18 protein-coding genes and 1 pseudogene are annotated in these 20646 nt (G+C 32.6%); 11 read left to right on the top strand and 8 right to left on the bottom strand.

The window, feature by feature from the left end; translation table 11 throughout:
• The first annotated feature begins 118 nt into the window (after positions 1–118).
• The 4 genes from ACNQGB_RS10350 (at position 119) to ACNQGB_RS10335 (ending at position 3630) form a co-directional block, all read left to right on the top strand.
• Positions 119–733 carry an FMN-binding negative transcriptional regulator gene (locus ACNQGB_RS10350; protein ID WP_417945684.1) on the top strand — a complete coding sequence of 205 codons (615 nt, stop codon included), beginning with the start codon at positions 119–121 and terminating at the stop codon, positions 731–733.
• Positions 734–832: 99 nt separating this feature from the next.
• Positions 833–1939, top strand: a complete 1107-nt coding sequence (locus tag ACNQGB_RS10345; protein ID WP_417945686.1) for a glycosyltransferase — start codon at positions 833–835, stop codon at positions 1937–1939.
• A complete protein-coding gene (locus ACNQGB_RS10340) occupies positions 1930–2481 on the top strand; it encodes an RNA polymerase sigma factor (protein ID WP_309756908.1) in 552 nt (183 codons plus the stop codon). The genes ACNQGB_RS10345 and ACNQGB_RS10340 overlap by 10 nt, the downstream gene beginning before the upstream one ends.
• Before the next feature lie 327 nt (positions 2482–2808).
• On the top strand, positions 2809–3630 hold the full coding sequence (locus ACNQGB_RS10335) for an energy transducer TonB (protein WP_417945688.1): 822 nt from the start codon (positions 2809–2811) through the stop codon (positions 3628–3630).
• Between the two features lie 56 nt (positions 3631–3686).
• On the opposite strand, the gene ACNQGB_RS10330 is transcribed toward ACNQGB_RS10335, so the two are convergent.
• The gene (locus tag ACNQGB_RS10330; protein WP_417945690.1) at positions 3687–4538 is read right to left on the bottom strand and encodes a M48 family metalloprotease; all 852 of its coding nucleotides are present in this window, start codon (positions 4536–4538) and stop codon (positions 3687–3689) included.
• 342 nt (positions 4539–4880) lie between these two features.
• Here ACNQGB_RS10330 and lipA point away from each other — a divergent pair, with 342 nt between their 5' ends.
• From lipA to ACNQGB_RS10315, 3 genes are all read left to right on the top strand, one after another.
• Positions 4881–5780, top strand: a complete 900-nt coding sequence (lipA, locus tag ACNQGB_RS10325; protein WP_417945692.1) for a lipoyl synthase — start codon at positions 4881–4883, stop codon at positions 5778–5780.
• 67 nt (positions 5781–5847) lie between these two features.
• The gene (gene gap / locus ACNQGB_RS10320; protein WP_417945694.1) at positions 5848–6843 is read left to right on the top strand and encodes a type I glyceraldehyde-3-phosphate dehydrogenase; all 996 of its coding nucleotides are present in this window, start codon (positions 5848–5850) and stop codon (positions 6841–6843) included.
• A 28-nt stretch (positions 6844–6871) separates the two neighbouring features.
• A complete protein-coding gene (locus tag ACNQGB_RS10315) occupies positions 6872–9043 on the top strand; it encodes a tetratricopeptide repeat-containing hybrid sensor histidine kinase/response regulator (RefSeq protein ID WP_417945696.1) in 2172 nt (723 codons plus the stop codon).
• A gap of 1 nt (position 9044) precedes the next feature.
• Here ACNQGB_RS10315 and ACNQGB_RS10310 read toward each other — a convergent pair whose 3' ends face one another.
• Positions 9045–9857, bottom strand: a complete 813-nt coding sequence (locus ACNQGB_RS10310; protein WP_417945698.1) for a purine-nucleoside phosphorylase — start codon at positions 9855–9857, stop codon at positions 9045–9047.
• The gene (gene lpxK, locus ACNQGB_RS10305) at positions 9829–10878 is read right to left on the bottom strand and encodes a tetraacyldisaccharide 4'-kinase (protein ID WP_417945700.1); all 1050 of its coding nucleotides are present in this window, start codon (positions 10876–10878) and stop codon (positions 9829–9831) included. Before lpxK ends, ACNQGB_RS10310 begins: the two co-directional genes overlap by 29 nt.
• 96 nt (positions 10879–10974) lie before the next feature.
• Between lpxK and ACNQGB_RS10300 the strand changes: the two genes are divergently transcribed.
• From ACNQGB_RS10300 to rluF, 4 genes are all read left to right on the top strand, one after another.
• Positions 10975–12069, top strand: coding sequence for a Nif3-like dinuclear metal center hexameric protein (locus tag ACNQGB_RS10300; RefSeq protein WP_417945702.1), 1095 nt, complete (start codon positions 10975–10977; stop codon positions 12067–12069).
• A gap of 3 nt (positions 12070–12072) precedes the next feature.
• Entirely contained in the window at positions 12073–12852 is a 780-nt protein-coding gene (locus tag ACNQGB_RS10295; RefSeq protein ID WP_309758218.1) for a zinc ribbon domain-containing protein, read from the top strand.
• A 38-nt stretch (positions 12853–12890) separates the two neighbouring features.
• On the top strand, positions 12891–13733 hold the full coding sequence (locus tag ACNQGB_RS10290) for an alpha/beta fold hydrolase (RefSeq protein WP_417945704.1): 843 nt from the start codon (positions 12891–12893) through the stop codon (positions 13731–13733).
• 180 nt (positions 13734–13913) lie between these two features.
• Positions 13914–14735 (top strand): 23S rRNA pseudouridine(2604) synthase RluF, encoded by an 822-nt coding sequence (gene rluF / locus ACNQGB_RS10285; RefSeq protein WP_417945706.1) that lies wholly within the window; start codon positions 13914–13916, stop codon positions 14733–14735.
• Between the two features lie 62 nt (positions 14736–14797).
• Here the strand turns inward: rluF and xrtN are convergent, their stop codons facing one another.
• The 5 genes and pseudogenes from xrtN to ACNQGB_RS10260 all read right to left on the bottom strand — a co-directional run bounded on the left by xrtN (position 14798) and on the right by ACNQGB_RS10260 (position 20524).
• Positions 14798–16033, bottom strand: a complete 1236-nt coding sequence (xrtN, locus tag ACNQGB_RS10280; protein ID WP_417945708.1) for an exosortase N — start codon at positions 16031–16033, stop codon at positions 14798–14800.
• Positions 16033–18531, bottom strand: a pseudogene (locus ACNQGB_RS10275) (XrtN system VIT domain-containing protein). The gene xrtN and the pseudogene ACNQGB_RS10275 overlap by 1 nt, the downstream one beginning before the upstream one ends.
• 64 nt (positions 18532–18595) lie before the next feature.
• Positions 18596–18889, bottom strand: a complete 294-nt coding sequence (locus ACNQGB_RS10270; protein ID WP_417945710.1) for a winged helix-turn-helix domain-containing protein — start codon at positions 18887–18889, stop codon at positions 18596–18598.
• A 2-nt stretch (positions 18890–18891) separates the two neighbouring features.
• The gene (locus ACNQGB_RS10265; protein ID WP_417945712.1) at positions 18892–19506 is read right to left on the bottom strand and encodes a hypothetical protein; all 615 of its coding nucleotides are present in this window, start codon (positions 19504–19506) and stop codon (positions 18892–18894) included.
• 91 nt (positions 19507–19597) lie between these two features.
• Positions 19598–20524, bottom strand: a complete 927-nt coding sequence (locus tag ACNQGB_RS10260) for a magnesium transporter CorA family protein (protein ID WP_417945714.1) — start codon at positions 20522–20524, stop codon at positions 19598–19600.
• Positions 20525–20646 lie beyond the last annotated feature (122 nt).

The following is a 20646-nucleotide window of genomic DNA, read 5'->3' as shown; positions in this document are numbered from 1 at the left end:
CTGGCAGTGTTCAGTCGCAGTTTTCAGTTTAAAAAAAATCGGAGTTATATATTAATTTCAGATTGTCGATACCAAAATAGTATTTCAAAACTTATAAATCCTAATTTTTAAATTAAAGATGTACACTCCAGAAATCTACAAAAATGAAAATCAAGAAGAAATCAAAAAATTTCTTCTTGAAAATAGCTTTGGCATTTTAATCAATCAAACAAACGGAAAATTGTGCGCCACACATATACCGTTAGAACTAGAAACTACTACAGAGGGTTACGATATTTTGTACGGCCATATTTCCGCTGAAAATCCACAAGCTGAAGGGTTACGAAATAACGATGAAGTTTTAGCAGTATTTTCAGGACCTCACAGTTATATTTCATCCTCGTGGTACGATCATGAAAATGTACCAACATGGAATTATATTGCCGTTCATGTGTATGGAAAAATCAAAATTATTGAAAGAGAAGCCGTCATCGAATCCTTAAAAAAGCTAGTTGATAAGTATGAGAAAAATTCACAAAATCCTATTCGAGTAGAAGATTTATCCAAAAAAACCATGATGCAAAGTCGCGGAATTGTAGCATTTGAAATTGAAATAACTGCAATTCAAGCTACAAAAAAAATGTCTCAAAACCGTGATGACAAAAATTACAAGAATATTATTTCGGAACTAGAAAAAACGCTTGATAATCAGTCTATTACGGTTGCAAACGAAATGAAAAAATGCCTAAGATAAATTATTTCAAAATTCACATATTCTAATTACAATTTACAATTCTATCCCTACCTTTGCACTCGTCTTAAAATAGAAGATTACAAACTCACCAAACGCAAAATGCTTATATTAATTCTATACTTTTTTATCTTTATTGTTGTTGTTCAAATTTCATATTACTTGGGGGTTTTTTGTAAATTTGCTTTTGCGAAAGTGCAACAAATTACGCCAAAAAAAATCCCGATTTCGGTAATTGTTTGTGCTAAAAATGAAGAAGATAATGTACTTAATTTTATTCCGTTACTTGCGGAGCAAAACTATCCTGATTATGAAATCGTGCTCATTGATGATGCCTCTAGTGATGCTACTTTAGATGTTTTTGAAGATTTTGAAAAGCAATATTCCAATATTCGTTTGGTAAAAGTACAGAACAATGAAGCCTTTTGGGGAAATAAAAAATACGCACTTACTTTAGGCATAAAAGCGGCCAAAAAAGAGTACTTATTATTTACTGACGCCGATTGTTACCCTACATCAAAGGATTGGATAACCGCTATGAGTTCGCAATTTACGATGCAAAAAACAATTGTTTTGGGTTATGGCAAATATGAAAAAATACCGAATTCGTTTCTGAATAAAATCATTCGTTATGAAACTTTATTAACGGCAGTTCAATATTTTTCATGGGCAAAAATAGGACATCCGTACATGGGTGTAGGTAGAAATTTAGCCTATAAAAAAGACGAGTTTTTCAATGTAAATGGATTTATAGAACACATGCAGGTTCGTTCTGGAGATGATGATTTATTTATAAACCAAGCTGCAAATGGTAAAAATACTACCATTGCTTATGCAACGGAAAGCTTTACACTTTCTAAACCAAAAACATCCTACACTGATTGGTTAATACAAAAAAGAAGGCATGTTGCTACTGCACAGTATTACAAACCACTTGATCAATTACAATTAGGAACGTTTTATTGTTCTCAATTGCTATTCCTTTTGCTGCCTATCGTGTTATTAGCATTCCAATTTCAATGGATATTAGTTTTAAGTTTAATTGCGTTACGCTATATAGTGGCATGGATTGTGGTAGGATTTTCAGCAGGTAAACTAAAAGAAAATGATATTAAATTCTGGTTCCCGCTAGTTGAAATAGCCCTAATCTTAACTCAAATCAATATCTTTATAGCAAATATATTCTCAAAACCGGTACATTGGAAATAAACAAACAAATAGAGAAAGCAAAACAAGGCGACCAAGTTGCCTTTACTTTTCTATTGGATTATTATTGGAATGAAGTCTATGGCTTTATGCTCAAACGCACTGAAAACGAGACTAATGCCGAAGATATAACTATCGAAACCTTCTCCAAAGCTTTCGATAAAATAGCAACTTATAACTCCGAATTCCAATTTAATACTTGGTTGATAGCTATTGCAAAAAATGTTCACATCGATTTATTGCGAAAAAAGAAATCTAGCCTTTTTATCGAAATAACCGATGATCAGGATCGGCAAGCCTACAATATAGCCGATACTACACCATCTGCTGAGGATGAATTAATTACGGAACAAAATCTTTCCCGATTACTCCAATTCATCAAAGAATTAAAACCACATTATCAAGAAGTGATTCAGTTGCGCTATTTCCAAGAATTAAGCTATCAGGAAATTGCCAATAAAATTGAGGAACCTTTAAGTAATGTGAAAATTAAATTACTTCGAGCCAAAAAACTACTAGCCGAAATTATTCAGAATAAAAGATAGTTAATTCTTAAGCATTTAAGATTCTCTTTTACCAAAAATCCACACTTGTTGCGATATTTTACCTGAATTTTTATTCAATACATTATTTAGATTCTATCCCAATGCCATCACTTAAATACTTTATTAGACGTATTGTTTCAATTATTCAGTTAAAAATAAATTTTGCATACAATTAAATAACCTAATAGTTAATTAGTTGCGTATAAATTATAATTATTCTAAAATAATTATTAAATTCATACACTAATAATCTTATTTCTCACGTTATAGAATAAAACACTTTTTGCTTATGATTTAATTGTACTTAACCACTAAATCCTATACACTATGTCAAAACTAAGCATTTATGAAACCGGCTGGATTAATCTAGTTTTTCAAGACAGAAACAAAGAATATGGAGCGTATCAACTACGCATGGAAAGTACCAAAACAGCATTAACAGCATTGTTTATGGGGGTATTGCTTTTATCTGGATTACTCAGTATTCCTGTGATCATGACGTACATGAATCCCAATGAAGGAACTAGTATAACAATACCAGAACTTACAAATACCGTTATTCAACTAACAGAAATTATTCCGAATGAGTTGCAACCAAAAGAATCGCTACCCGAGATAAAAACTAAAAATGTGGATCTTCCTATAACAAGTGCTGCTCTGGTAAATCCAGAAATTGTAAAAACGGCTGAAGCTAATCAGGATATTGCAAAAAATACAGATAATACAGCGGTAGCCAATACTCCTTCTGAAGGGACTGGAATAATGGGTCTAAATCCTACCACATCCACTGGCAATGGCACTGCAACATCACCGCCTGTTGATTTAGGCAATACCATCGTTAGCAGTGTAACACTCGACAAACTTCCAGAATTTCCTGGAGGCATTGCTAAATTCTACAATTATGTAGGTAATAATTTTGAGAAACAAGAAATAGACGGTACTGGATCAATTCGGGTTTATGTTTCATTTGTCATCGAAAGAGACGGAAGCATGACCGATATTCAAGTAAAAAGAGATCCAGGTTATGGCTTGGGGAAAGAGGCCGTGAGAGTATTAAAATCCTTAAAAACAAAATGGGCCCCTGGAATGATTGATGGAAAAGCAGTTCGAACCGCGTATAACTTGCCCATCACCGTTCAGTTAAATTGATATAAAAAAAGCAGAATTTTTAAATTCTGCTTTTTTTTTGCCATCTCAAAAAAGGTTTACTTTTTCTTTTTTGCTGTTGTTGGCTTAACTGCTTTCGATTTAGCAGTACCTTTTGTTTGTTGCACATATGGTTTGTACAATCCATCATTTTCCGCTCTTTGTCTAGCTATTTCTGCTCTTTCTTTAGGATCAGGATGCGAACTCATCATTTTATCCAAAAAAGAAGCTTGAGCACCTTCACTCATTTTTGCTATAATAGAAAATGCAGAAGAAACAGCATTCACGTTATACCCGTTTTTTTTCATAAAATTATAAGAGAACTCATCCGCTTCTGACTCTTGCTTTCTACTGTGCTTATTATCAATCACTACACTAGCAATTTTAGCTAATTGACTGTCTGTAATGGCCGCCACTTTATTTGATTGTGAAGCCACTGCATCTACAAGCGCTTCCTTTTTGTAAGCAGCTTTAATGGCATCACGAGAATCATGATTAGCTACATGACCAATCTCGTGACCAATGACGGCAAGCAATTCATTGTCATCCATTATATCCATCAAACCACTGTAAACACGTACACTACCATCAGCAGTCGCAAATGCATTAACTTCATTTAACTTATACACTTTGTAATTTAGAGTATACCCATCTCCAGAAGTATATTTACCAAAAACTTTATTGAGCCTCAAAGTGTAGGGATCTTTAAGTCCAGCAATAATGTGTTCCGAGTCCATTTTATCTACAGCTGCTTTAGATAAAGCTGCTGCATCAGCATCACTAAATATTAATCCTGCTGCTCCTTTTTGCAGGGCTCCCAATGCCCTTTCTCCAAAATTGATTTGTGCATTGGCTTTAAAAAACCCTAGTAACACCAATAATGCTGCAATAAGTATTGATTTATTTTTCATAAGTTATTGTTTTTAAATTTCAAATGTACCATTTTTTAATATTTCAAAAAAAATAAAAATCTACCTAAAATAACAGAATTAAAACGTGCTAAGCATGCAAGCTACAAAAGTTACTAGTACGATTAGTTGTTAAATATTATTTTAATGAGCCTAATAAGCATCTCTGCCTCCCTGTATTACAGATGGAACAAAAGCAAAAGCAAATGATACATTTAAACTCATCCTTCGGGCTTGGTCTAGTAAATACAGCTTAAAACAATTCTACTTTAGGCTCTTAAATCCTAATTCTAAAATCTAATTTCTTAACAACTTTACTTATCTTTGTGCTTTGAAAATTGATATATGGAAACTGTTTTAGAAAATATTTTACCGCAAGGAACTCTGGGCAAAGGCGAACTAAACGTAGCTAAACCAAAATGGTTGAAGGTAAAACTTCCAATAGGCCAGAAATACACAGAACTTCGTGGCTTAGTAGACAAATACAACTTGAATACCATTTGCACCTCAGGAAGTTGCCCAAACATGGGAGAATGCTGGGGCGAAGGAACCGCAACCTTTATGATATTAGGAAATGTGTGTACACGTTCTTGCGGATTTTGCGGTGTAAAAACCGGAAGACCCGAAACTGTTGACTGGGACGAACCAGAAAAAGTGGCGCGTTCTATCAAAATCATGAACATTAAACATGCAGTAGTAACAAGCGTTGACAGAGATGATTTGAAAGATGGCGGGTCTATTATTTGGATAGAAACCGTGAAAGCCATTCGTAGAATGAACCCAAACACCACCCTAGAAACGTTGATAGGTGATTTTCAAGGCATCGAAAGAAATATAGATCGCATCGTAGAGGCCAACCCTGAAGTAGTTTCGCATAATATGGAAACGGTTCGTCGATTAACGCGTGAAGTACGAATTCAAGCAAAATACGATCGAAGCTTAGAAGTGTTGCGGTACTTGAAAGAAAAGGGAATCAACAGAACAAAGTCAGGAATCATGCTTGGACTTGGCGAACTAGAGGCAGAAGTCTACCAAACCATGAGAGATTTACGTGACGCCAATGTTGATATTGTAACTATCGGTCAATATTTGCAACCCAGTAAAAAACACTTGCCCGTGAAGGAATTTATTACGCCTGAACAATTTGCAAAATATGAGCAATTTGGTTTAGAATTGGGTTTCCGACATGTTGAAAGCGGCCCATTAGTTCGTTCTTCATACAAAGCACAAAAACACATTTTATAAATAGTTTGTTCGTTTATTTGTTTAATCGGTTAACCAAATAAACGAATAAACGAATAATCATATCCATTTGAAAACAAGAATTGCCATAAACGGTTTTGGAAGAATCGGTAGAAATTTATTCCGATTGCTAATAAACCACCCCACCATCGAAGTTGTTGCCATAAACGATATTGCAGATAAAAAAACAATGGCGCACTTAATTAAGTACGACAGTATACATGGAGTTTTACCATTTACGGCAAGCCACGACGAAAAAGGAATTATAGTAGACGGAAAACACTTTTTATTTTTTCATGAAAAAAAAATATCGAATTTAGACTGGAAAAGTTTAAACATTGATTATGTAGTGGAATCAACCGGCAAGTACAAAACCTTTGACGAATTGAATTCTCACATTACAGCTGGAGCCAAGAAAGTAATTCTTTCAGCACCATCTGAAGTTGACAGTATAAAAACTGTTGTCCTTGGAGTAAACGAAGGCATTTTAGACGGAAGTGAAACCATTATTTCAAATGCAAGTTGTACAACCAATAACGCTGCACCAATGATTAAAGTCATCAACGATCTGTGCGGAATTGAACAGGCTTATATAACAACTATTCACTCCTACACAACAGACCAAAGTTTACACGATCAACCGCACAAAGATTTACGTCGCGCTCGTGGAGCAAGTCAATCGATCGTTCCTACAACTACAGGAGCTGCCAAAGCATTAACAAAAATATTTCCTGAGTTTGAAGGCAAAATTGGTGGATGCGGGATACGAGTACCTGTTCCTGATGGCTCACTGACCGATATTACTTTTAATGTAAAACGCACAGTATCAATAGAAGAGATTAATGCGGCTTTCAAAACAGCTGCACAGACAAATCTTAAAGGTATTTTAGACTATACAGAAGATCCTATTGTATCTGTTGATGTAATTGGGAACAAAAATTCTTGTATATTTGATGCACAGCTTACTTCAGTTATTGATAAAATGGTAAAAGTAGTAGGATGGTATGATAATGAAATTGGATATTCCTCACGAATTATTGATTTAATTTTACTTACCAAAACGTAAATAATATTAATAAAAAACGTTGCTAAACATGAAGTATATTTTTACTTTTATTGTTGTTTTTTATATATCATTACAAGCTCAGCCCAATGAGAGAGTTGACAGCACAACATACTATAGCAATTTAAGTAAGACCGAAATCCAATCGAACAATTACAAAGAGGCCTTATTTAATAGCCAAAAAGCTATCCGGTTTGCTGCAAAAAACAAAAATATTAAAGTCCAAGCACAGCAAACTTTTACCCTTGGAAAAATTTATTTAGATTTAAAAAAATACGATGATGCCATAGAAGCTTTTTTAAAAAGTGTTATGTTATCCTCTAATTTCGATCTAAGTCCACAGCAATCGGCCAATTATTATCATCTTGGTCTTTGCTACATGCAAAAAGAAAAATACCACCAAGCTGCGGCATACTTTGAAAAAGCAAAATCTGTAAATACCAAATTAGGAATTACTGATTCTGATGAATTATTACAACTTCAAAATGGGTTAGTATACATGGCCAGTAATAATATAGATTTAGCATTAGCTTCCTTTAAAACGATACTTGCCAAATCGAATAAGGCTGCTGCAATTAACACTAAAAGCGAAGCCTCCTACCAAATTGGGATAATTGAAGCTAGCCGGAACAGAAATAATCTAGCGATAAACTACCTCAATAAAGCATTACAGTTAAACAATAAAACAAAAAACTCAGAACAAAAATCAAAGATTTTACTGGCCTTAAGCGAAGTATATGAGAAAACATTAGACAAAACCAATGCCTACTTCTATTTAAAACAACATTTAAATTTAAAAGAAAGTATTTCTATTTTAGATAATGAAAGATTGGGTATCGACGATTATCAAAAGTTTAAGGAATCTGAGAAATTGAAAGAAATTGCACAAATCAATTATCAGAACAAAGAACAAGAAAAGATCACTAAATTCACTAAGTTAATAAGTATTTTTGCAATAGCCTTGATATCAATATTATCCCTATTAAGCTTGTCTTTATACCGAAATAACATCATTCGAAATAAATCTAACTTGTTATTACAAGACAAAAATCAAGAACTAGAAATTGCCAAAGATAAAGCCGAAAAGGCCTCGAAAGCGAGGTCTGAATTTTTATCAACTGTAAGTCATGAGCTTAGGACACCTTTAAACGCTATCAACGGAATAACTCACTTATTATTAGAAGAAAACCCAAAGGAAACACAATTGGATTATCTGTCCTCCCTAAAGTTTTCAGGGGATTATTTAACGAAATTCATCAACGAAATTTTGGAAATAAATAAAATTGAGTCCGATACTATCGAAATTGAATACACTACTTTTAATCTCAAAAAATTATTAGAGGATATTAAACATTCTTTAAAAGAGCTGGCAGTTGTTAACAACAATACTTTTTGTCTAGAAGTCGACCCCGAAATCCCTGATTATTTAATAGGCGACCCCACAAAATTATCTCAAATTATTCTGAATTTAATTAATAATGCTTTAAAATTTACCAAAAACGGATCGGTTACTGTTTTCGCAAATCTACAGCAATTAAAAAATTCAAAAGCCACATTGTATTTTGAAATAACAGATACTGGTATTGGAATACCTGAAGATAAATTAGCTACAGTTTTTGATAGCTTTTCTCAAGGCTCGATAGAAGTAAATCGAAAATATGGTGGTACAGGATTGGGTTTAACTATTGTGAAAAAATTAATTAAAATTCTTGGAGGCAATATCCAACTTAAGAGTATTGTAGGCGAAGGTTCTTCCTTTTACTTTTCGTTAGATTTCCCAATAGGTACACTGCAGGAATCACAATTAGAAGACAAACCTCTTGTAAAATATGACGCTTCTAAATTAATGAATAAAAAGATTCTTGTGGTTGAGGATAATAAAATCAATCAGATGATTACTAAGAAAATGCTCTTAAGTAAAGGCATCACTTGTGAAATCATTGACAATGGCGAGGAAGCAATTGATGTATTAAAAAATAAAATATTTGACCTAGTACTTATGGATGTACACTTGCCTGGCATAAATGGCACCATCGCAACTGAAACCATACGGAGCTTTAATAGTAAGACACCAATTATTGCACTAACTGCGATTTCATTGCTTGAAAATCGTGACTTATTATTGTCATTTGGCATGAACGATGTGATTACAAAACCGTTCATACCCGATGAGTTTTATAGGATTATTGCTGAGCACATATAACCTAGTAGTTTAAAATCAATTCCTTTATCAAGCTTCTTACTTTAGGTTCTGCATTTTTTGCAGCTTCAAGAACTTCATCATGTGAAATCGTACCTATACTTTCTGCATCACCCATATCAGTAATTACTGAAATCCCAAAGGTTTCTAAGTCCATGTGACGCGCTACAATTACTTCTGGTACAGTTGACATTCCCACGCAATCTGCACCTAGGATTTTAACCATTTTGTATTCTGCAAGAGTTTCAAAAGTAGGTCCTTGCAACCCTAAATATATTCCCTCTTGGACTTCAATATTCAAGTCTTTTGCAATTTCAGTCGCTTTTGCAATCATTTTCCTCGAATAGGGTTCACTCATATTCACAAATCGAGGTCCAAAACGTTCATCATTTTTTCCACGCAAAGGATGTTCTGGAGTCATATTGATGTGGTCTGTAATCATAACAATAGATCCCACTTTATAATTAGGATTTACACCACCAGAAGCATTAGAAACCACTAATTTTTCAATTCCTAAAAATTTCATTACTCGTACCGGAAAAGTCACCTCAGTCATCGAATAGCCTTCATAAAAATGAAAACGGCCTTGCATTGCTACTATTTTTTTATCTCCAATGGTCCCAAAAACCAATGCTCCTTTATGTCCCTGAACTGTTGAAACTGGAAAATTTATAATTTCATTATACGGTAACGTATACGCCACTTCCATTTCATCTGTAAAATTCCCTAATCCTGAACCTAAAATTACACCGTATTCTGGTGTAAAATCGATTTTCTCCTTAATCTGGTTAACGGTTTCTTGTACTTGTTCCCACATATTCTATAATTGTTTTATTAAATTTTTTTGTTTCTTCAACTGCATCAAAATCTTGACTTGAAAGAAAGTCACTTTGTATCGGTAAATAGAAAAGTTGCTCACTTGGCAATCTTCCTTTTAATCGTACATAATCTTTTTCAGTAGTTATAATAATTTTGTTTTGAGCTAAATTTTTAATTTCTAAAATATCTTTTTCGTTAAAATTATGATGGTCTGGAAAAGACAAACAGACATCATTTGTATCTTTTAAATTGGCAAAAAACGGTTCTGGTTTTGCAATTCCTGCAATCAGCACTTTAGCAACTGATTGTATTTCAAATACCTGCTTTTTACTTTTTCCGTTGTACACAAAAGTATCGTAGGTTATATAGGTAAAGTATACTTCTTGATCTGATGCAATTTTTAATCGACTTTTAATTTCTTTTTGTTCCTCGATCGAAAGATCTGCAGGACACTTCGTTACAATAATTACATTCGCCCTTTTAGCTCCACTTCTACTTTCACGTAAATTTCCAGTGGGTAGTATCCAATCATCTGAATACAAATCATCATAGGAAGTCAGTAAAATATAAAATCCTGCCTTAACCTTTCGGTGCTGAAAAGCATCATCGAGTAATATCACTTCTGGCTTTTCGGGTTGCAAAAGTAGTTGTTCTATTCCATTTTTTCTATCTGCATCAACAGCTATCTGAATTTGTTTGAATTTTTCAAAAAACTGAAAAGGTTCGTCTCCCAGAATTTCTGCATTGGTATTGGCTTGAGCCAAAATAAAACCTTTAGATTGTCTTTTATAACCTCGGCTTAATGTGGCTACTTTATATTGATCTGATAGCAACCGAATCAAATATTCGATTTGCGGTGTTTTTCCGGTTCCACCAACGCTAAGATTCCCAACAGCAATAACAGGCAAATCAAAAGAGTACGATTTTAAAATCCCTGTATCGAAAAAAAAATTCCGCATACTCGTGATCAAACCATATAAAATGGCAACTGGAAACAGTAATTTTCGCAGTAAATTCATTTCACGAAAGTAGAATATTTTATTTTAAAGTTGATTTGTTTATTCGTTAATTTGTTTGGTAGAAAAAGCCGCTTTAAACCATCAATAAACCGCCTAATGAAAATCAAAGAAATAATTACTGTACTGGAAGAAATGGCACCTCTCGCCTATGCTGAGGACTTTGACAATGTGGGTTTATTGGTTGGAGATCAAGAATCAGAGGCGACAGGTATTTTAGTTTGTCACGATGCATTAGAGAATATAATTGACGAAGCGATTGCAAAAAATTGTAATCTGGTGGTTTGCTTTCATCCCATATTATTTTCAGGTTTAAAAAAAATAACAGGGAAAAACTATGTCGAACGCGCCATTATCAAAGCCATAAAAAATGATATTGTCATTTATGCCGTTCACACCGCTTTAGACAATCATCAAGAAGGTGTAAATAAAATATTTAGTGACGCACTTGGATTAATAAACACCCGAATCCTTATTCCGAAAGAACATTTTATTCGAAAATTAGTAACCTTTACGATTCCTGAAAATGCCGAAACAGTGCGCAATGCCTTGTTTGATGCTGGAGCGGGAACTATCGGGAATTATGAAAATTGCAGTTTCAATTCATATGGAACAGGAACTTACAGTGGAAACGAGCAGAGTAATCCAGAAATAGGAGAACGATTTGAGTTTGTGCAAGCTAACGAGATTAAAATCGAGGTCACTTTTGAGAAGCATCTCGAAAATAAAATCCTAAAAGCTTTATTTAAAAGTCATTTATATGAGGAAGTGGCTTATGAAATCTATAATTTAGAAAACAAACACCAGAATATTGGTTTGGGAATGATCGGGGAATTACAAAACCCCATGAAGGAAAAAGATTTTCTACTTTACGTAAAAGAAAAAATGCAAAGTGACGGCATTCGTCATTCGAACTTTACAGGAAAGGAAATCAAAAAAGTGGCTGTTTTAGGTGGAGCAGGAAGTTTTGCCATAAAAAACGCCATTCAAGCCGGAGCTGATGCTTATTTGACTGCCGATTTGAAGTATCATCAGTTTTATGAAGCCGAAAACCAACTGCTATTAGCCGATATTGGACATTTTGAAAGTGAACGCTATACAAAAAATTATATTGTTGAGTATCTTCGGAAAAAAATCCTTAATTTTGCAGTTATTTTATCAGAAGAAAATTCAAATCCAGTTAAGTACTTATAGAATATGGCGAATACGAAAGAATTAAGTGTTGAAGACAAGTTAAGAGCAATTTATGATTTACAGCTAATTGACTCTAGAATTGACGAAATCAGAAACGTAAGAGGAGAACTTCCTTTAGAAGTAGAAGATTTAGAAGATGAAGTGGCGGGTTTAAGCACACGTTCAGAAAAATTGAAAAGTGAACTTGAAGTTGTTGAAGATCTTATCAAAGTAAAAAAGAATGCAATTGATGAGCACAAAGAGGCTATCAAAAAATATACGAAACAACAAGAAACAGTTCGTAACAACAGAGAATTTAATTCGTTGACAAAAGAGGTTGAATTTCAAGAATTAGAAATTCAATTATCTGAGAAGCAAATTAAAGAAATGAAAGCTTCTATCGAACATAAGAAAGAAGTAATTGCAAATTCTAAAGAAAGATTAGAAGCAAAATCAAATCACTTAAAGCATAAAAAATCAGAATTGGATGCAATCATGGCAGAAACTGCTAAAGAAGAGGCTTTCCTATCTGAGAAATCAATTGAATACCAAAACTTAATCGAAGCAAGATTATTAGCTGCTTACACGAGAATTAGAACAAGTGTTCGCAATGGTTTAGCTGTAGTTTCTATTGAGAGAGGTGCATCTGCAGGATCGTTCTTTACGATTCCTCCACAGACACAAGTTGAAATTGCTTCTAGAAAAAAAATTATTACGGATGAACATTCCGGAAGAATATTAGTAGACAGCGTATTGGCTGAAGAAGAAAAAGAGAAAATGGAACAATTGTTTTCAAAATTCTAAATTCATTTGAGTCCCGATACACATCGGGACTTTTTTTTATGAAAAAAATAATATATTTCATACTCACTAAATCCATTGGATTATACATTAACATCTTGAGTTTTGTATTTCCTAAAAAAGCTTCGCAATTAGCGTACGCTTTTTTTAGTGAACCTCGAGAAGGTAAATTATCTCAAACCGGGCTTCCTAAAATTCTACAAGAAGCAAAATCCGAGACCTTTCAACACAAAGAACATTCCTTTCAAACTTATTCATGGCAAGGAAATGATACCGTAATTCTTTTGGTTCATGGTTGGGAAAGTAATGCATCTCGCTGGGAAAATTTACTACCATATTTAAAAAAATCTGGAAGTACTATAATTGCCATTGACGGTCCTGCACATGGATTGTCTAGCGGAAAAGAATTTAGCATTCCTAAATATGCAGAATTCATTCATATTGCTGTCGAAAAATTCAAACCTCAGTATTTAATAGGCCATTCACTTGGTGGAAAAACGTGTTTGTATTACCAATCGGTTTATCAAAGTGATGCCCTGAAAAAAATGGTGATTTTAGGTTCACCTAGCGATTTCAAAATTATATTGAACAATTATATTGCCTTATTAAGCTTGAATGCTAAAATTACAAAATCCTTAGAGGCACATTACTTGCACCATTTCAACTTCCAGCTAGAACATTTTTCAGGTAAACTATTTGCATCCGAAATAAATATAAAAGGACTAATCGCTCATGATGTTGACGATGCTGTAGTATTATTTGAAGAAGGAAAAAAAATAGCGGCCGCTTGGAGAAATGCAATTTTTATTGAAACTAAAGGTTTAGGGCACAGCATGCACGATGATGAATTATATAAAAAAGTATACCGATTTTTATTTGACTAATTTTAAAAAAACTATTTCGCAAAAATTCACAAAGGAAACACAAAGCAGCACGAAGTTTTTTATGATTACTTTCAAAAAAAAATCACTTTAGCTGCGTTAAATTTTTGAGCTTCTTTGAAACAATACTTTTCAAATCAACTTTAAATAGTATCTAATTATCAAAATGATTACTTTTGCATCATGGAAGATAATCTAAAACGCCTCAATAAATTCATAGGAGAAACGGGATATTGCTCTCGACGCGAAGCTGATAAAATCATTGAAGAAGGTCGAGTTACCATCAATGGTGTTGTTCCAGAATTAGGCACGAAAGTTTCTCCACATGACGAAGTGCGTATTGACGGAAAACTGATTCGAGAAAAAAGAGAGCAATCTATTTATTTAGCTTTCAATAAACCTGTGGGAATTGAATGTACTACCAACTTAGAGGTTCGTGGTAATATTGTAGATTATATTAACTATCCAACCCGAATTTTCCCTATTGGTCGTTTAGACAAAGCATCTGAAGGGTTGATTTTTATGACAAATGACGGCGATATTGTCAACAAAATTCTTCGTGCTAGAAACAATCACGAAAAAGAATATACGGTAACGGTCAACAAATTGATTACCGATCGTTTTATCGAAAAAATGAGTAATGGCGTTCCTATTTTAGACACGGTCACTCGAAAATGTAAGGTAGAAAAAATAAGCTCGACCACATTCAAAATCATTTTAACACAAGGTTTAAACCGTCAAATTCGCAGAATGTGTGAGTATTTGGGTTATGACGTTATTGCTTTGAAGCGCATCCGAATTATCAATATATCGCTAGATATTCCTGCTGGCAGATTCCGTGATTTGACTGATTCCGAGATCAAAGAACTAAATGAACTCATTGAACCATCAAGCAAAACCGAGGAAGCCAGTTTACCAAAGCCTGAAAAAATTGAAGTTACTAGAAAAAGAACTGAATTTATAAAAAGAGACGATCCTCGTTTTAAGAAAAAGGGAGATTATTAAAAGGCAAAGCTACTGTCTTAAAAAATATATTTGAGACAACTTCTATTTTTACTCCAAAAAAATTATAACAATCTACTCGTTTCATTTATCAATCGAATCGGCTGGTTATAGATCAATTTCATACACATTACTTCTAGAAATGAGGTGTATTTTTTCCCACCGCATTCATACCACCATAAGGATTGGTATTGAATATCATTTTTTTCCATTTTATTGAACCATATTTTTTCATTTTTTACTAAAATCTCTTTGGATTCCATAATTGTGTAGCCATTTCCAGTCCAGCAAATCAGCGGTTTATGGGATGGTGTTTTGATATAAATGAGTTTATTTGGTGTAGCTATTTTAAATACTTCATCATTTACCCAAATACCATTTTTAATATTGTATTCTGGATTCAGGTTCGTCACTAAATTATCATTTTTTGGGTTTTTAACTTCCAGACTAGTTATAAATAGCATTACAGAAGTCAGTATAATTGGGATTCTTTTAGATTGAAAATTGGCGACTTCAATTTCATTTATTTTAGGTTTAAAATAATTGATAATCAACACCATTGGAACCACTTGATATATCCCAAAACACAGTAACCCAACCAAATGATGTAATGTATTTTCTTGTGTACAATCTAAAATAATCAAAGTCACAATTCTGAAATAATTAGAAAACACATTCAATACAATCACAACAAAACAAAAAGTAACAATCGGAATAATTCCAAAATATTTTTTTTGCTTTTTTTCTTCTAATGTTAATAAAATTGCTCCAGTTAATAAACCCGTTTTAAACATTGACAATCCCATACAAGCGGTATCAATTGTAATTTTGGCATTGTTGATATAAAAATTAACTCCTTCTATCCTATCCACAGTCATAAAGTTTTTTAAAGTTACAAAAACTACATAACACAATCCTTGTTTAATTTCAGAAGTAAGATGTTCGAAAAATTTATTGAAAATTGTTGAAAATAATAAAAGACAAATAAAAGCCACAAAGGAAAATTTACCCGTAAAACTGTAAAAAATCAAACATAAAAAGAGAATCAAGGATAAGAAATGTAATGATTTTGTATGCAATCTGTAACTTACAAACTCTAAAACAAAAATCAATGCCATTAACAAATAATTAATTTTGAAATTCGTTTTTCTGCTTCCAAAAACAAATAACAAAGCAGAAAAAACGATTCCAAAAAAATCATTGTCCAAACCAAAAAAGAGAACATTATAATTTATTACAAAGAGAGAGCAAATTGCAAAAATCCATATTCCTATTTTATATTCAGTTAACAAATTATACATTAGTTCAACATTTTTTGTTTTCTGTAATAAAAGAAAAGTGTGGTTAGCCCAATAATAATCAATAACCATTCGTGTGGTTCTGGAACTGCTCCATCATTATTTATTGAAGCATTTCCAAGCGTATTTACATTTTTTTCGATACCATTTTTCTTGTAATCTTCATCAGTTTCTAGAACAATCAAGGATGAAATTGGAGTAACTATATTGGCCTCTTTCACTAAATCTACAAATTGGTTTTCCTTCAAAGAGTCGTTTTGTATAGTTACTTGTTCTTGTAAAACTTTGCCAAAAGCATACATTCTATAAATATGATTAGATCCATTATTTTGAATTTTTGAATCTATTTCCGTTTCCTGAATAGAAATATTTGCAGGTTCAACATTAATGGTATTTTTTATTGTTTTGAATTCTATAAATTGATTTTCTTTTATTAATTTCAAACAATTATTCAAATCAATTTTTAAATAAGAAACTATTTTTTGCTCTTTTACGGTTTGCCAAAATGGATTCAAGTTTTCTGATATATTAATTACTTTTATTTTTTTTAGGTAAGTATTTGCTTTTAATTTTTTCAAATAATCAGAGGTTTCTAATTCCTCAAAATTGGCAGAAATAGTGCCACATTTAGTGATAACTAAACTATTTTTATTTAGATCATAAAATGGTAATAACGAATAAGTCAACTCTTCGAATTGGGCAAAAACTGTTTCATAATTGGCACTATTTATCGCTTGTTTTTGATTGTTATTCCACACAAAATAGTTGCTATTAGAATGATTTACTATTTTTTTGATTTCACTTGTTGTCCAGCTGCTGTTCAAATCCAAAATAATTTCACTTGGATTGAAAGCTATCTTTTGTTTTTGAATTTCTTTGATTTTATAGGCTTTATTTTTCCAAACAAAAGCAGTTGAAAATACTTTATTAGTCATTGGTAATTCGGCTTCCCATGCATCTAAACCTGTTGATTCGTTTGTATAAAAACCTTTTTCCTATTCAAACCTTTTACTAGTTACAAACTTTTCGTTACCTGCCATCTGAATTCTTGAAATGGTTTTGGCCCCATTTGTATTAGGTCCTTTAATGTCCAAACTTATGTACTTTAAAGTGTTGTTCTCTACTTTTAACGGTGTTGTAAAGCCACATTTAAAAGTTCGGGGCAAATCATGTCGTATTGGAAAAACACGAACCACTACTTTATTCCCTTCTCTCCATTGCATCAATGAAGGGTCTCGATATTCAACTCCTACAATTTGATTATAAGCTTTTTTTGCTTTTTCCTTGGTAGTCAAAACTCCTTTTCTTTCGATTCCATTTACCCATAATGACAAGGAAGTGGCTACTGCCCCTTCGGGAAGTTGAAACGAATATATAGCCTCTTTATCACCCCAACTTTTTTCTGCACAGGCGATATTCATAGTAATTTCGGTATATGCCAAACGATCATTTGCATAAATTTTCACGTCTTCTTTAATGTTTTTTGTAAACAAATCTTTGCCATCCCACAGTTGTTCTTCGGTCTCCAATCGTTTATTAAAATTAGATTTTAAAATATTTATTCTGTCATCTGCAGTTAAATCTAGTCTTGACGTAAATAAAAAGGCAAGATTTATAATCGGATCATGTGTTTTTCTCTCATTATATTGTTTGTTATTTCCAAAAGAATCAAAACCTCTAAACTGAAAGAAATTATCAGAAGCAATATAAACTATATCCTTTTTGAGGAGAATTTCGTTAAAAAAATTAGGTTTTAGATTCTGTGAAATGGTAATGTATTGAGGTAAATCTGTATTTACTTTCTCAAAAGAATTGGTAATGGTATTTTTTGAAATCTTTTGACTTTCCCTATTTAATTCTACTGTAAAAATTGCAAAACCAATACAAACTATTCCGATTCCGATTCCAAAAGCAAATCCATTTTTTCTGTTTTCTATAAAGTTCTGAATCAAAATTACTGTATGAATAATAAGTACAATCATAGGTACAAGTCCATAAAAACCAAGTCCCAAAGCCAAAATACCAACACAAGAAATTGGCGCAAAAGGAATAAGATAAATGGCATAATATAAAATCAGTAAATATGAAATTCCGTTTGTAAAATAAAGCGCTGTATTTAAATACTTATGTTTGAAATTGCTGTAAATTGCAAAATTTGATAAGCAAAACAAGAAAGTAACTACAAAAACCCAAATTGGTAAGTTTTCAAAAATATTAATAAAAACATTAGTGGAGAAGCAACCAATAAACCAATTTAGAAATAAAAAAGGTATAAGATGTTGGTATTTTTCTTTGTTTTTTAGGGCATTAAATGTAACTAGTACACCAAAAAGGAATTCAATTATAATGTTAAAAAAACATAAGACTTCGAGTTTTTCATAATCAAATTCGCTTCCTACCAGTGAACTTATGAGCAGTATAAGACTCAACAAAGTAACTACTATACTCGCTTTCACACCAATTTTTTTGGTAAAATCATTAATTTTAGTTTTAATTTTCATTGTTTTTTTTGTTTATATATTTAAAGTACTTTGTATTTCAAAGTAAAAAGTTAAAAAAAAAGGATTATTTTGATTTGAATAATTTTTCAAGACTATTTAAGTGTGAAACAAAAGCAGCTCTACCCATATTGGTAACTCGATATGAGGTTTTTGGTTTTTTACCTACGAATTCCTTTTTTACTTCTATGTATCCAGACTTTTCTAATGAAGAAGAGTGGCTTGCGAGGTTTCCATCAGTAGTATTTAATAACGCTTTCATTTCTGTAAAGTCTATCCAATCGTTCACCATCAATACAGACATTAATCCTAATCGGATTCGACTTTCGAAATCTTTATTTAATTTATCGATAATACCCATGATTATCTGTATTTTTTAAACATAATCGTTCCGTAAACTATGTGTAGAATTCCAAAACCAAGGGTCCAAAAAACCAATCCATATCCTAGAAAAAATAAAGAAACACTGCCAAGAAATAATTGAAAGTAGCCTAAATACTGAATATCTGAGTAGGTATACTTACCTGCATTGACCAACGCTAATCCGTAAAAAAGTAAAGTAGATGGCGCTAATAAGACAAAAAGACCATGAAATAGTAAGGCAAAGCAAAAGACGCCACCAACTACTAAAGGAATTGCTAAGTGCAAAAGCATCACTTTTGTGGTGGATGTCCAGATTGGTAAATTATTTTTTTTACTCTTTTTAAAAGTGAATAGAAATCCAGAAAGAAGCGCAAGAACTAAAATTACAATCCCAACTACAATTAGTTTGTCAATCAAATCATCACTGTACACTTTCTCCAATCCATCAAAATACGACATCTCATTTGACTCAAACAAAAAAGCAGCATAACCCGCACCAAGTAGTGCAAAGATTCCTGCGAAAACACCTGACAATCCGCTAAGGGAAATAAACCTTGATGAACGCTCCATCATGGAACGAATGTGAACTAAATCTTCGTGACTATTTTGGATCATAATAAAAGTACTTTGAATTACAAAGCTAATAATTTAAATGAATAATCCAAGAAAAGGAAGAAGAAAAATAAAATTATTTAAACAATATTTCTCAAAACCATTTTTTCTTTTTGAACAAAAATACTCCAAAGCACGAGAGCATAATAGAAACGGCAATTACAATCCAGATCCCGTATCTATTGTTCTCTAAAGCATTAGGTACATTCATTCCGTATAAACTAGCAATCAAGGTTGGAATCATCAGAATAATCGAAATCGAAGTCATTTGCTTCATAATCGTATTCATATTATTCGAAATCACAGAAGCATACGCATCCATTGTTCCCGTTAGTATGTCGCTGTAGATATTAGTTGTTTCCTGCGCTTGACGCAATTCAATTTCTACATCTTCCAGCAAATCCAAATCAAAATGTTCTTTTTGGGATTTTATATTCTTGATTCGGTGCAATAAAATATCATTCCCTTTCAATGAAGTCATAAAAAATACCAAGCATTTCTCAATTTGAAGCAACGCTTGTAGTTCCTCGTTCTTGATCGATTTTTCAAGATTATCCTCGGCCAATTTTATTTTTTGATTGACTTGCTTTAGGTATTTCAAAAACCAAACACTCGATGACAATAGTAGTTTTAATACTAAATCAAAATTATCTTTGATATTTATGTTTTTCCGATTGGTATAAATCACAAAATCTGTAAGCATTTCTGTTTGATGAAAACTGATGGTAATGCAAACTTCACCTTTAAACACAACCCCAACAGGAATGGTATGAAAGGGCAATTTTACATCGTTGCTTTTCACCGGAATTCGCATAATAATCAACGTCCAACCATTTTCAATTTCTATCCTTGGTCTTTCGTCAATGTCTTCGATATCGTTATAAAATGCTTCTGGAATTTGTAATTCTTCTAGTAAATATTTTTTTTCTGCTTCGGTAGGACATTCTATATTAATCCAGCAGTTTGCAGTCCATTCAGGAATGGCAAATAATCCGTTATTGTTTTTGTAAAAAGCCCTCATTTCAAAATTCTATAGGTTTAGGTATAGCCTCTTGAAAACTGTTCAAGTGCTATATTAGTTTAACATTTCCGAATAATAATCGTCCATTATCAATTTCTTTAAGTGTTGCAAAAGTATTCTTT

The organism is Flavobacterium frigidum (assembly GCF_048286795.2).
The sequence above is the reverse complement of the archived record's forward strand: the minus strand, read 5'-3'. Positions and strand labels throughout refer to the sequence as shown.

Bases quoted from the DNA above. Each gene is read 5' to 3' on its own strand.
- ACNQGB_RS10350 (WP_417945684.1), top strand. From the start codon at position 119: ATGTACACTCCAGAAATCTACAAAAATGAAAATCAAGAAGAAATCAAA.
- ACNQGB_RS10265 (WP_417945712.1), bottom strand. From the start codon at position 19,506: ATGATCCAAAATAGTCACGAAGATTTAGTTCACATTCGTTCCATGATG.
- ACNQGB_RS10300 (WP_417945702.1), top strand. From the start codon at position 10,975: ATGAAAATCAAAGAAATAATTACTGTACTGGAAGAAATGGCACCTCTC.
- ACNQGB_RS10345 (WP_417945686.1), top strand. From the start codon at position 833: ATGCTTATATTAATTCTATACTTTTTTATCTTTATTGTTGTTGTTCAA.
- ACNQGB_RS10270 (WP_417945710.1), bottom strand. From the start codon at position 18,889: ATGGGTATTATCGATAAATTAAATAAAGATTTCGAAAGTCGAATCCGA.
- ACNQGB_RS10330 (WP_417945690.1), bottom strand. From the start codon at position 4,538: ATGAAAAATAAATCAATACTTATTGCAGCATTATTGGTGTTACTAGGG.
- ACNQGB_RS10295 (WP_309758218.1), top strand. From the start codon at position 12,073: ATGGCGAATACGAAAGAATTAAGTGTTGAAGACAAGTTAAGAGCAATT.
- lpxK (WP_417945700.1), bottom strand. From the start codon at position 10,878: ATGAATTTACTGCGAAAATTACTGTTTCCAGTTGCCATTTTATATGGT.
- ACNQGB_RS10260 (WP_417945714.1), bottom strand. From the start codon at position 20,524: ATGAGGGCTTTTTACAAAAACAATAACGGATTATTTGCCATTCCTGAA.
- ACNQGB_RS10335 (WP_417945688.1), top strand. From the start codon at position 2,809: ATGTCAAAACTAAGCATTTATGAAACCGGCTGGATTAATCTAGTTTTT.
- xrtN (WP_417945708.1), bottom strand. From the start codon at position 16,033: ATGTATAATTTGTTAACTGAATATAAAATAGGAATATGGATTTTTGCA.
- ACNQGB_RS10310 (WP_417945698.1), bottom strand. From the start codon at position 9,857: ATGTGGGAACAAGTACAAGAAACCGTTAACCAGATTAAGGAGAAAATC.
- rluF (WP_417945706.1), top strand. From the start codon at position 13,914: ATGGAAGATAATCTAAAACGCCTCAATAAATTCATAGGAGAAACGGGA.
- lipA (WP_417945692.1), top strand. From the start codon at position 4,881: ATGGAAACTGTTTTAGAAAATATTTTACCGCAAGGAACTCTGGGCAAA.
- ACNQGB_RS10315 (WP_417945696.1), top strand. From the start codon at position 6,872: ATGAAGTATATTTTTACTTTTATTGTTGTTTTTTATATATCATTACAA.
- ACNQGB_RS10290 (WP_417945704.1), top strand. From the start codon at position 12,891: ATGAAAAAAATAATATATTTCATACTCACTAAATCCATTGGATTATAC.